The organism is Burkholderia sp. Ap-955 (assembly GCF_011753045.1).
In the GTDB taxonomy this organism is placed as follows: domain Bacteria; phylum Pseudomonadota; class Gammaproteobacteria; order Burkholderiales; family Burkholderiaceae; genus Burkholderia; species Burkholderia lata_D.
The window spans coordinates 23,291-34,911 of the sequence record NZ_VWWH01000036.1; the positions used below are offsets into that span (position 1 = coordinate 23,291).

Annotated in this window: 9 protein-coding genes and 1 other RNA gene; 6 read left to right on the forward strand and 4 right to left on the reverse strand. The window is 66.5% G+C overall.

The features are described 5' to 3' along the window. Positions 1 to 59 precede the first annotated feature (59 nt). Both F3J15_RS19825 and F3J15_RS19830 read right to left on the reverse strand, forming a co-directional pair. Complete coding sequence (locus F3J15_RS19825; protein ID WP_166893559.1) at positions 60 to 5,321, reverse strand: autotransporter outer membrane beta-barrel domain-containing protein; 5,262 nt, start codon at positions 5,319 to 5,321, stop codon at positions 60 to 62. Between the two features lie 639 nt (positions 5,322 to 5,960). Further along, positions 5,961 to 6,872 (reverse strand): class II glutamine amidotransferase, encoded by a 912-nt coding sequence (locus F3J15_RS19830; protein ID WP_089424497.1) that lies wholly within the window; start codon positions 6,870 to 6,872, stop codon positions 5,961 to 5,963. A gap of 206 nt (positions 6,873 to 7,078) precedes the next feature. Between F3J15_RS19830 and pyrC the strand changes: the two genes are divergently transcribed. Then, complete coding sequence (gene pyrC / locus F3J15_RS19835) at positions 7,079 to 8,143, forward strand: dihydroorotase (protein ID WP_011350953.1); 1,065 nt, start codon at positions 7,079 to 7,081, stop codon at positions 8,141 to 8,143. Between the two features lie 68 nt (positions 8,144 to 8,211). Next, positions 8,212 to 8,623, forward strand: an RNA gene (gene rnpB / locus F3J15_RS19840) — RNase P RNA component class A. Between the two features lie 70 nt (positions 8,624 to 8,693). Here the strand turns inward: rnpB and F3J15_RS19845 are convergent. Both F3J15_RS19845 and F3J15_RS19850 read right to left on the reverse strand, forming a co-directional pair. Next, complete coding sequence (locus F3J15_RS19845) at positions 8,694 to 9,158, reverse strand: OsmC family protein (protein WP_172625585.1); 465 nt, start codon at positions 9,156 to 9,158, stop codon at positions 8,694 to 8,696. 411 nt (positions 9,159 to 9,569) lie between these two features. Beyond that, positions 9,570 to 9,875, reverse strand: a complete 306-nt coding sequence (locus tag F3J15_RS19850) for a DUF1090 family protein (RefSeq protein WP_089483434.1) — start codon at positions 9,873 to 9,875, stop codon at positions 9,570 to 9,572. Between the two features lie 311 nt (positions 9,876 to 10,186). Here F3J15_RS19850 and rplM point away from each other — a divergent pair, with 311 nt between their 5' ends. The 4 genes from rplM to erpA are packed head-to-tail and all read left to right on the forward strand — an operon-like array spanning position 10,187 to position 11,609. Continuing rightward, complete coding sequence (rplM, locus tag F3J15_RS19855; RefSeq protein WP_009687896.1) at positions 10,187 to 10,615, forward strand: 50S ribosomal protein L13; 429 nt, start codon at positions 10,187 to 10,189, stop codon at positions 10,613 to 10,615. A gap of 11 nt (positions 10,616 to 10,626) precedes the next feature. Then, on the forward strand, positions 10,627 to 11,019 hold the full coding sequence (gene rpsI, locus F3J15_RS19860; protein WP_011883283.1) for a 30S ribosomal protein S9: 393 nt from the start codon (positions 10,627 to 10,629) through the stop codon (positions 11,017 to 11,019). Positions 11,020 to 11,028: 9 nt separating this feature from the next. Then, positions 11,029 to 11,217, forward strand: a complete 189-nt coding sequence (locus tag F3J15_RS19865) for a hypothetical protein (protein WP_166893546.1) — start codon at positions 11,029 to 11,031, stop codon at positions 11,215 to 11,217. Positions 11,218 to 11,237: 20 nt separating this feature from the next. Continuing rightward, entirely contained in the window at positions 11,238 to 11,609 is a 372-nt protein-coding gene (gene erpA, locus F3J15_RS19870) for an iron-sulfur cluster insertion protein ErpA (RefSeq protein ID WP_011350956.1), read from the forward strand. The last annotated feature ends 12 nt before the right edge of the window (positions 11,610 to 11,621 follow it).

Sequence of the window (11,621 nt, forward strand, 5' to 3'; positions counted from 1 at the left end):
ACCGCCCGGCCGAGCGCCGGGCGGTTTTTTTTCGTCCGCCGTTACGTGGGTAAGCGCCGTTACCAGCTGTAGCGGTAGCCGACCTGCCCGACGATGCCGCGCCGGTAGTCGCCGCCGATGTTGCGCGCGATCTTCGCGTTCGCGTACAGCTCGCCCGACTTGCCGAAGCCCGCGGTCACGCCGACGCCGAGTTCGTACCACGTGCGGCCGAGATGCGTCGCGAACGGCGTGCCGCCGACGACGGTCTGGCCCGGCGACACGAAGTCGTGCAGCACGTCGGCCGTGAAGTACGGCGTGGCGGCGCCGCCGCCCGAATCCGACTGGAGGTTCGGCCGGAAGATGCGCACGCCGACGCGGCCGCGCAGCGCGTTCGTCGTCGTACCCGATACTGCCGAGACGGTGTCGTTGAACCCGTTCAGCTTCAGGTACTGGTACATGAGCTGCGCCTGCGGCTCGACCGCGACCGGCAGCGCGCCGATCGCGAACGGCTTGCCGACTTCCTGCGACAGCGCGATGCCGAAGCCGTTCTGCGACGCCTCGTTGCCGTAGCTGTCGCGATAGCGGTTGCCGTAGTGCGTGACCTGACCGACGCTGTCGAAGTAGGTGCCGTCGGACAGGTACCGGGTCCAGTAGCCGCCGATGCTTTGCGCGTGCATCTCGACCGAGCCCGTCGACGTCGACAGGTTGGCCGTAGCGGCGCGCGCCATGTCGCTGAAGCTCGCGTTCGACACGCCGATGCTGGCCGTCACGCCCGCATGCGTGCTGCCGCCGCCGTTCGGCGCCTGGTCGAGCGTCCAGTCCTTGCCGAACTGCGCGAAGAACGTGCGCTCGTCGGCCGCGAAGCGGCCCGCGTTCGCGTCGAGACTCTGGCCGCCGATGCGTCCCCACACGCCGTCGCGATTGCCGGGCTGCTGCTTTTCGAGGTTGTAGATGTCGCCGACGCGCTCGTGCAGCTTGCCCAGCGTGGAGAAGCCGTAGTCGGCGTTGAGCAGCGGCGTGAGGGCATAGCCCGACACGCCAGGGCGATACGCGAGCGTGCCACCGCTGCCATTCCCGTTGTTGCCGCCGTCACCGCCGCCGGACGGGTGGATCGGGTCGCCGGGGTCCGACGGATCGAGTTGCGAGCGCAGGTACCAGCCGTTCGCGTCGCCTTGCCCGCCGCGATAGAGCCGGTATTCGTACGCGCCCGCCTGCACAGGGCCCGCGAGCTGGAACGCCGACGCGGTGGTCGTGCCGCCGTTGGCCGTGACGACCACCGGAATCCCGTCGCCCTTCGTCTGCGCGCCGGTGCCGGCCGTGTTGGCGATCTTCAGGCCCGTCGTGCCGCTCGCGGCGCCGCCGTTCACGATCACCCGATCGGTCGGCGACGCGTCGGCGCCGAGGAACGTGTTGAGCGCGATCGTGCCGCCGTTGCCGACGTAGTTGCCGGTCGTCAGCGTCTTGTAGCTGCCCGCGAGCGTCGGCGAACCGGTCGGTGCGGCGAATGCGACGAGGCCCGCGTTGTTCAGGCTGCCCAGCACCGAGCTGCCCGTCATGCGCCACGTGCTGGTGGGGTCGACGGTTAGTGCGACCGGATCGATCTTGCCGGTCAGCGTCGTGCCGTTCGAGAGGAACACGTTGCCGGTGCTCGATGCGTCGGAGACGATGTCGCCCGCCAGGTTCACGGCCGATGCGGTGAAGGTGGCGTGGCTGCCGTTCGACAGGTCGAGCAGCGTGCCGTTGCCGGCCGTCACGACCGTGCCGTTGCGCACGGCGATGTCGGCCGTGCCGCCGCGCGCGGCGAAAGCCGGCCCGGTGACGGACGTGACGCTGCCGCCGTCGACGAGCACCGAGCTCGTCGCACCGTTTGCGAGCGTATCGGACGTCAGCACGCCGGCCGTCGCACCCTTGAGCGTCGTGCCGGTCATCGCGAGCACGCCGCCGCTGTCGACGGTGGCGCCGTTGCCGGCGGCGCTGGCGATCGTCGAGCCCGTATCGCCGATGCGGCCGCCGTTCCGCGCGACGAGGCCGTCGGACGTCGCGCCCGACGTGGTGATCGTCGCACCCGACAGCAGCGCGGTCGCGCCGCCGGTCGTCACGATCGCGGCCGAACCCGCGCCGGTCGTCGCGACGGTCGTGCCGTTGGCCGCCAGCGTCGAATCCGCCCCCGACACGAAGAAGCCGCGTGCGTTGTCGCCGGTGGTCCTGACGACGGTCGCCGCATCGGTCGCGATGCGTGCGCCGGCGCCCGTCGACGACACGCCGTCGGCGCCGCCGCCGGTCGTGCCGATCTGCGTGCCGGCCAGCGCGATCGTCGCGTTCGTCCCCTGGTTGTCGATCCCCTTGCCCGAGCCGCCGACCGCGATCGACGTCGCGCCGGCCGCGAGCCCGCCGCCCGTCACGGTCGAGTCGATCAGCACGCCGTCGGCGCTGCCGCTCGCGATCACGGTGCCGGCGCCCGACAGCGCGACCGATGCGCCGGTGCCCGTCAGGTGGACGCCCGCGATGCCGTCGTCGGCTTCGATCGAACCGGTGTTGGCGAGCGTCGCCGACGCACCCTGGACGAGCGCACCGGTGCCGTCGGATACGCGGATCGTCGACGCGTTGTTCACCGTGCCGAGCGTGCCGATCACGACGCCGGTCGAGCCGGCGCCCGTCAGCAGCACCGTGTCGCGGTTCTCGAGCGTGCCGAGGTTCTGCGCGACGAAGCCGGTCACGCCGGCCGTCGATGACGTGACGGCGGCGTGGTTGGTGAGCGTCGTGGCGACCGGGCCACCGGCGTTCGCGCCGGCGAGATCATGCGCCTGCCCGTCGACGACCCCAGCGATCGCACCGGCCGCGTTCAGGTTGATCGTCGCGCCCGCGTCGATCGTGCCTTGCGCACCGCCTTCGACCGCGATCGCGATGCCGTTGGCGCCGTTGACGTTGTAGATCGCGTTGCCGGTCGACAGCACGGTGCCGGCGTCGGTCGCGAGCACGCCGTGCGCGCGCTGGCCGTTGACGTCGGTCGTCAGCGCGCCGGCCGTCGACGTGCCCGTGTAGGCCGCGCCGCCCGCGACGCGGAACAGCGTCGAATCGTCGGTGTCGACGCTGAGGTGCTGCGCGGCGACGTTGATCTTCGAGCCCGCGCCATACGCGTAGAAGCCGATCTGGTGGGTGCCCGACATGAAGGCCGGCACGGCATTGGCGCCGACGTTGATCGTCGCGCCCGAGCGTGCATGCACGCCGATCGCGCCGGTGCCCGTCAGGTTGAGCGCGCCGTCGAGCGTGGCCGTGGCGCGCGGCCCTTCGGCCCACACGCCATAGTTGCGCGTGCCCGAGGCGGGATCGAGGCCGCCGGCGACGTTGATCGTGCCGCTCGACAGGGCGGACGTTGCCTGCGCACCGGTGCCGACGGCCATGATGCCGATGCCGTTGACGCCATTCAGCGTGATGGTGCCGGTGTTGGTCACGGTCGCGGCCGTGTTGGCCGCGAGCATGCCGACGTTGGCGAGCGGCGTGCCGGACGCCGCGCCGTTGACGACGATCGCACCCGCATTGGTCAGCGTGCCGGAGGTTGAGCCGATGCTCGCCAGCGCGGCGCCGTTCTGCGTCTGCGAGCCGATCACGATCGTGCCGAGGTTGCTCGCGGTGCCCGATGCACCGAGCAGGATGCCGTACGCGTGCGCCGCGAGCGCGACGTCGTTCGTCGTTCCGCCGGGTGCGTACTGTGCCGAGCGGCCGACGTAGATCGTGCCGCCGGCTTCGTTCGTGAAGCTGCCGCCGGCGACGAGGCCGCCGATCACCTGGCTGTCGAGCGTCGTCGCGTTGACGCCGACGTTGATCGTGCCGGCGTTCGATGCCGTCGCGCCGCCTGTCACGGCGACCGCGTAGTTCTGCAGGGCCGGCTGGTTGCCGTCGAGCGTCCACGCGCCGACGTTCATCACGCCGTGGTTGACGAACGACGTGCCCGTGCCGTTCGCAAATACGCCGTTGCCTTCGGTGTACGCGTGGTAGTTGAAGTTGTTTGGCGGCGTGCTGCCGCTCGTGTCGAAGTCGTCGCCGGACGCGTACCCGGACGAGATCACGCCGTTGTTGACGCCGCTTGCCCCGCTCAGCAGGCGCACCAGCGTGAAGTCGCCCGACAGGCGCCCGTCGTTGACGAAGTGCGCGCCATTTTCCGCGAGGACGGCCGAGCTCGAGTCGATCGTGTTGACGCCGCGGAAGTCGATCTGGCCGTCCTTGCCGATCTGCAGCGTCGCGTTCGCACCCGTGCCGTGCATTGCCGACAGGTGATCGATCGGCAGCGTGTTCTTGTCGCCCGCGGAAACGGTGTTCTGATACTGGAAGGATTGCTGCGAGAACGTGACGGCCTGGCTGAACGCGCTGTCGTAGGCGGCCTGCGAGCCGAGCGCGCCGCTTTGCACCGAGCGCACGAGAAAGTCGTTGTACGCGGCGAGCGATGCGGCGTCGGTGACCTTCCACGTGCTGCCGTCGAACGCGGTGAAGGTGCCCGCGTAGGCCGGCACGTCGAGCTGGTGGCTGCCGACGGCGCCGCCGTCCGCAAGATAGTCGCCCGTGGTGAAGCGGACCTGGTTGCGCGAGTTCCAGGTGACGGTGCTCTTCGCGGCGCCCGTGCCGTCCGCGAAGGTCAGGTCGGTCTGCTTCGCGGCCATCTCGATCGCGTTGCCGGCTGCATCGGGCGCGTTCGCCGCATTGCCGATCGACACGTTGAGCGTGCCGCCGGTGGCGGTGACGGTGCCGATGCGCGTGTTCACGTACTGATCGCCGTTCACGTCGTGGTAGACGGGCACCTGGGTCGCGCCGGCCGTCGACGCGGCGAACGCGGACGAGTCGTAGGTCGCGACCGACGTACGGGTGCCGGTGATCGAGTCGGGCGTGCTGACGCTGTGCGTCTTGCCGCCGAGCGACAGCAGCGGCTGGTTCGGGTTGCCCGACACGATGGTCGTGCTGCCGATCGGCGTGAGCGTGTAGCCCGGGTCGCCGCCGGCGCCGGTCCATGCGCCCGACACGCCGATGGTGTCGCCGCCTGAGACGGTGGCGGAGCCTGCCAGGTTGTCGTTGACGGTCGGGCTGAAGCTGCCGGGCGCGCACGTGCCGCCGTTCGCGACGGCCGTGCCGCCGCCGCAGGTCGAGGCATGCGCGGAACCGGCCGACAGCGCGGCCAGCAACGCGCCGAATGCGACGATGCGAAGCGATGTCCGGGGCGTTGCCGCGTGTGCGGCGCGGCGGCTCGCGCAGGAAGCGCTACCCGAACGCTTGCCGCGCGCCCGTGCCGTTTCCGCAACCGGGACCCAGCAACCGATGGTCTCGTTCCATATCGATCGAAATGAATGATTCACGACAAGCCCCTCTCTCTTGTTTTGATGTGGTTTTCACCGCGGCGCAGTGAAATCGCAATCCGCGGTGGAGAATGGCGTGAATGGGGGTGAGGCGGCCGTGGCCGTTTCTCCGCGAATCGCAATTCGTTACACCGAGGATGGGCGGAGTCTATTGATCGGGCGAGCGATCGATTGTCGGGAAGCTAACAAATGCGGCAATCATGCTGTTTTCATCGTATATTTTTTGATTGTGTGATGAATCGAACTGAAAGCCTTGCTGTATAAGGGATTGGTGGATTTGAGCGATGCGAATCAGAGATTGCCGGCTCAGTGGCGTGGCGCACGGTTTGCGCCGGATGGGTGCGTTAAAATGCGGTTGCCGGATTATCTGAAAATCGATGCCGCATTTTGGTTTTTAATTTATTTTCTATTGAAAATAAATTAACTCTGAAAAGTGTGGTGCGGCGCCGCTTCGATATGCCGGACTGCGGTCCGGATGAAACGCAGTCGGTGCTCGGGTGAGCGATTTGTTCCGACAATGAGCGTTAATGAATCGTTTGAGCACGAAGCGCTCGCCGCGATCGGACGCGGCGGGCGGCCATCGACTCGCCGTGCAGCGGCGAAAAGGTGAACGGAGGAGGGCGCTGGCGCGCCGGACGCTCAGAAGTCGATCGCGTCGTCCGAATCGACTTCGGCGGCGGTGGCGAGCACCTCGCGCGTGTCGCGCGGCGCCGATGCCGACGCGTCGAGCGCCGGATTGCGCAGCTTCTCGAGCACGCGTTCCGGCACCGGGATCCGCATCCGCGCGGCGACGTCGCCGCACTGGAACATGATCAGCTCGCCCGGCTCGAACGCGGTCCAGACTTCATTGTCGGTGAGCGGCTGGGTCGCGATCACCGCGACGCGATCCTCGGGCGTCGTGTATTTCGCGAAGTCGATCGACAGGTCTTCGTCGACGAGGTGCGCGGTCGAGAACGGCCAGCGCCGCACGAGGTAGTGCAGCCGCGTCGAGCAATGCGCGAACAGCGCCTGGCCGTTCGACATCAGGAAGTTGAACACGCCGTGATCGGTGATGCCGCGCGTCAACTCGCCGACGCGCTCGAACAGTTCGGGCAACGGCGGCTGCGCCCCGGGGAACGCTTCGCGCAGCCCCTGCATCAGCACGCAGAACGCCTGCTCGCTGTCGGTCGTGCCGACCGGATGATAGACGCTGCCGTCCATGTCAGGTGCGTAGTCCTGCAGGTCGCCGTTGTGCGCGAAGATCCAGTGCCGGCCCCACAGCTCGCGCATGAACGGATGGCTGTTCTCGAGCAGGATGTGGCCTTGCGTCGCCTTGCGGATGTGCGCGATCGTGTTCTTGGACTTGATCGGGTAGCGCTTCACCATTTCGGCGATCGGCGACGTGGCCGAGGCCTGGTGATCGATGAACAGGCGGCAGGCCTTGTCTTCGAAGAACGCGATGCCCCAGCCGTCGGCATGGTGATCGGTGAGCCCGCCCCGGGCCGCGAAACCTGTGAAGGAGAATGTGACGTCCGTCGGCGCGGCGCAGTTCATTCCTAAGAGTTGGCACATTTTACTTGGGGCAGCAGGCTGAGGCGGGGGGGTAACGAACCGGGCGAACCCCGGTACAATGCGGCTTCTAGCATATCACCGAGCCCTGAGCGGTAAAAAGCGGATTCCGCCGGCCGAAGGCCCCGTGTTGCGGTTTGCCGTCAGTCGGCCCGCGCACGCGCGTTCCGGCCCCGCCGATGGCCAGCCCGTTCCTCACGACGCCTCCTATGACTGCCTCGAACGCTTCCTCCCCGGCGACGCTCTCGCTCGCCCGTCCCGACGACTGGCACCTGCACCTGCGAGACGGCGACATGCTGGCCGCCGTGCTGCCGCACACCGCGCGCCAGTTCGGCCGCGCGATCGTCATGCCGAACCTGAAGCCGCCGGTGACGACCACCGCGCAGGCGCAGGCCTATCGCGAGCGCATCCTCGCCGCGCTGCCGGCCGGGATGACGTTCGAACCGCTGATGACGCTGTACCTGACCGACAACACGCCGCCCGACGAGATTCGCCGCGCGCGCGAAAGCGGCTTCGTGCATGGCGTGAAGCTGTATCCGGCCGGTGCGACGACGAACTCCGACCACGGCGTCACCGATCTCGCGAAATGCGCGAAGACGCTCGAGGCGATGCAGGAAACCGGCATGCCGCTGCTCGTGCACGGCGAGGTGACCGATGCGTCGATCGACCTGTTCGACCGTGAGAAGGTCTTCATCGACCGCGTGATGACGCCGCTGCGTCGTGATTTCCCGGGCCTGAAGGTGGTGTTCGAACACATCACGACGAAGGACGCGGCCGACTACGTGCGCGACGCGGACGCGGCGCCCGGCCTGCTCGGCGCGACGATCACCGCGCATCACCTGCTGTACAACCGCAACGCGCTGTTCGTCGGCGGGATTCGCCCGCACTACTACTGCCTGCCGGTGCTGAAGCGCGAGACGCATCGCGTCGCACTGGTCGAAGCCGCGACGTCGGGCAACCCGCGCTTTTTCCTCGGCACCGACAGCGCGCCGCATGCGCGCGACGCGAAGGAAACCGCGTGCGGCTGCGCGGGCTGCTACACGGCGCTGCACGCGCTCGAACTGTACGCGGAAGCATTCGACACAGCCGGCGCGCTCGACAAGCTGGAAGGCTTCGCGAGCTTCTTCGGCGCCGACTTCTACGGGCTGCCGCGCAGCGCCGAGACGGTCACGCTGCGTCGCGAGGCATGGGAACTGCCGCGCGAGATCTTCGCGGGCGATACGCCCGTCGTGCCGCTGCGCGGCGGCGAGACGATCGGCTGGAAGCTGGCATGAGCCACCGCGCCGTCGCACGAACCCGGCCGCATGCGGCCTGCGGCGCGCAGTGCTAGAATGCGCGTCGCAAAGCAGGCCAGGCAGTCGCGGCCTCGCCGCCTTCGGGCGCGCGGGGGCGAGGAAAGTCCGGACTCCACAGGGCAGGGTGATGGCTAACGGCCATCCGTGGCGACACGCGGAACAGGGCAACAGAAAGCAAACCGCCGATGGCCCGGCGTAAGCCGGGATCAGGTAAGGGTGAAACGGTGCGGTAAGAGCGCACCGCGGCGACGGCGACGTTCGCCGGCACGGTAACCTCCACCCGGAGCAATTCCAAGTAGGCAGGCGCGCATTTTCGGATGCAGGACGGGGCCCCCGTCTCGTCTGCGGGTAGGAAGCTTGAGCGCGTCAGCAATGGCGCGCCTAGAGGAATGGCTGCCACGCGTTGTGCGCTTCGGCGTGCAGCGTGCACAGAATCCGGCTTATCGGCCTGCTTTGCCGTTCGAATGCGAAAGGGCCGGCGTCTCCTCACGGAGCGCCGGCCCTTTTTTCATGCGCGCTCGCCGTGCGTTCAGCCGGCGACGATGTCGAACGAATGCGTGAGTTCGGCCGTCTTCGCGATCATGATCGACGCGGAGCAATACTTGTCGTGCGACAGGTTGATCGCGCGTTCGACCGTGGACGGGTTCAGGTTGCGCCCGGTGACGGTGAAGTGGAAGTGCACCTTCGTAAACACTTTCGGATCTTCGCTCGCGCGCTCGGCCTTCAGCGTGACCGAGCAGCCGCTGACTTCCTGGCGGCTCTTCTTCAGGATCAGCACGACGTCATAGGCCGTGCAGCCGCCGGTACCGAGCAGCACCATTTCCATCGGGCGCGGCGCGAGGTTGTGGCCACCGCCTTCGGGCGCGCCGTCCATCGTGACGAGGTGGCCGCTGCCGGTCTCGGCGGAAAACGCCATGCCGTCCTGGCCCATCCAGCTTACTTTGCATTCCATGCTTGCACTCCAGCGTTGCCTGATTCGGATTCGATCCGGCATTGTAGCCCGCTGCGCAACGGACGGCTGATGCGCTGCACGACGCGCAATGCCGGAGCCGCGCGAGGGGCGCGCCGGACGGCCATTTCCCGCTCGGATTTAGGGGTTTTGCTCTAGAAGCAGGGTGTCTTCGCGCCTGTCCGACGGGATCAGGTGTTTGATTTAAAAGGGAAAAGCGAATTTTTCAAACGCGACGCGAAAAATTCCGCATTATGGTGTTTGATTTCGTAATGCAAATTTTCTTGTGAAGTCGGCGACGCATTCGTATAATGAGCCTCATTGGTTGTCGCGCTGCGGCAACCTCCGAATGTCTCCTCCACCCTCCTCCTATGGTGGATTAAGCCCGAACCAGCCGTTCGGGCTTTTTTTCGTCCCATGCAAACATCGGCGCGCGGCTTGCGCGCCCCGGCATCGTTACGCCGGTTGCTTGGCGGCCGGCTGCGCGGTTGCGGCGGGCGCCGTGCCGGGCGTGCGTGTGTCAGGTGCCGGCGCGTGGACAGCCGACGCATGGCCGTGCCCGCGTGCGCAGAAGTGACGGACGCGTTCGCGCACCGCGCGCAGGCGGGCGACGCGATCCTCGGCATGGGCGGCGCGGGCTTCGGTAATGCGCGTATCGAGTGCGTCGAGCTTGGCTTCGCAGTCGGTGCGGGCGGCGACGGCAGGCGCCGCGGCGGCCAGCAGTGCGGCCGCAAGGAAGGGCGTAAGTCGTTGATTCATCATGCTTGTTTGTTGTTTTCCAGATTCGGCCGGTCTGGCGCGGGATGGTCATGTGCCGCGCGTCGATGGGTGCCTCCCCGGGCGCTCGGTTCGCCTGATTTGTCGGGGCACGAACGGATTTTGGCCCATTTCGGCCGCCGTGGACACGGGAAGTGGATTCCCTTTGACCGCGTTGCCGTATTTCCTTTATAATTCAGGGCTTTTCCGCATTCATGCCCACGGAAAAAGAACAGGGAGAGCCTGCACCGCGCCTCGAAGCGCACACAGACAAGCAGGAAGAACACATCGGGCAAAGCAATTTTTTTGGATCGATCATGAAGACGTTTTCCGCAAAAGCCCATGAGGTGACGCGCGAATGGTACGTGATTGACGCGACGGATAAGGTTCTCGGCCGTGTTGCCAGCGAAGTGGCACGCCGTCTGCGCGGCAAGCACAAGCCTGAGTTCACCCCGCACGTCGACACTGGTGATTTCATCATCATCATCAACGCAAGCAAGTTGAAGGTCACGGGCAACAAGACTCTGGACAAGAAGTACTACCGTCACTCGGGCTACCCGGGCGGCATCTATGAAACGACGTTCGGCAAGATGCAAGAACGCTTCCCGGGCCGCGCGCTCGAGAAAGCGGTCAAGGGCATGCTGCCGAAGGGCCCGCTCGGCTACGCGATGATCAAGAAGCTGAAGGTCTACGCTGAAGCTACGCATCCGCATTCGGCGCAACAGCCGAAGGCGCTCGAGATCTAAGGGGAGCCCACATGATCGGTAACTGGAACTACGGTACGGGCCGCCGCAAGAGCGCAGTCGCACGTGTCTTCATCAAGGCTGGCAAGGGCGACATCATCGTCAACGGCAAGCCCATCGCTGACTACTTCTCGCGTGAAACGTCGCTGATGATCGTGCGTCAACCGCTGGAACTCACGAACCACGGCCAGACGTTCGACATCAAGGTCAACGTCAACGGCGGCGGCGAAACGGGTCAGGCAGGTGCAGTGCGCCACGGCATCACCCGTGCACTGATCGACTACGATGCGACGCTGAAGCCGTCGCTGTCGAACGCAGGCTTCGTCACGCGCGATGCACGTGAAGTCGAGCGTAAGAAGGTTGGTCTGCGCAAGGCACGTCGCGCAAAGCAGTTCTCGAAGCGTTAATTCCGCTTCATGGCCTCGCCGCTCCCGGGCGGCGTCCGCCGGAAAAACCGCCAGCGTTCGCGCTGGCGGTTTTTTTATGTCCGCTTCCAGGCGCGTGCTGCCGCGGCCCGCGCGGGCGTGTTTGATGAAATCGACAAGAACCTATTGATTTCATGGACTTCAGCACGATCTTCTGATCGGCCCTACAATAGCGGCTAAAGCTTTTTGGAGAGTTCGCAATGAACGCTGTTACCGAATCCGCAGCAACGACGGCCGAAATGCCGGTTCCGTTCGTCTTCACCGACGCCGCAGCCGACAAGGTCAAGCAACTGATCGACGAAGAGGGCAATCCCGACCTGAAGCTGCGCGTGTTCGTGCAGGGTGGCGGCTGCTCCGGCTTCCAGTATGGCTTCACGTTCGACGAGGAAGTCAACGAGGACGACACCGTGATGAACAAGAACGGCGTCCAGCTCCTGATCGACTCGATGAGCTACCAGTACCTGGTCGGCGCCGAGATCGACTACAAGGACGACCTCAACGGCGCCCAGTTCGTGATCAAGAACCCGAACGCGAGCACCACCTGCGGGTGCGGCTCGTCGTTCTCGGTCTGAGCACACGACAGA

Bases quoted from the DNA above. Each gene is read 5' to 3' on its own strand.
- F3J15_RS19830 (WP_089424497.1), bottom strand. From the start codon at position 6,872: ATGTGCCAACTCTTAGGAATGAACTGCGCCGCGCCGACGGACGTCACA.
- pyrC (WP_011350953.1), top strand. From the start codon at position 7,079: ATGACTGCCTCGAACGCTTCCTCCCCGGCGACGCTCTCGCTCGCCCGT.
- F3J15_RS19845 (WP_172625585.1), bottom strand. From the start codon at position 9,158: ATGCCGGATCGAATCCGAATCAGGCAACGCTGGAGTGCAAGCATGGAA.
- F3J15_RS19850 (WP_089483434.1), bottom strand. From the start codon at position 9,875: ATGATGAATCAACGACTTACGCCCTTCCTTGCGGCCGCACTGCTGGCC.
- rplM (WP_009687896.1), top strand. From the start codon at position 10,187: ATGAAGACGTTTTCCGCAAAAGCCCATGAGGTGACGCGCGAATGGTAC.
- rpsI (WP_011883283.1), top strand. From the start codon at position 10,627: ATGATCGGTAACTGGAACTACGGTACGGGCCGCCGCAAGAGCGCAGTC.
- F3J15_RS19865 (WP_166893546.1), top strand. From the start codon at position 11,029: ATGGCCTCGCCGCTCCCGGGCGGCGTCCGCCGGAAAAACCGCCAGCGT.
- erpA (WP_011350956.1), top strand. From the start codon at position 11,238: ATGAACGCTGTTACCGAATCCGCAGCAACGACGGCCGAAATGCCGGTT.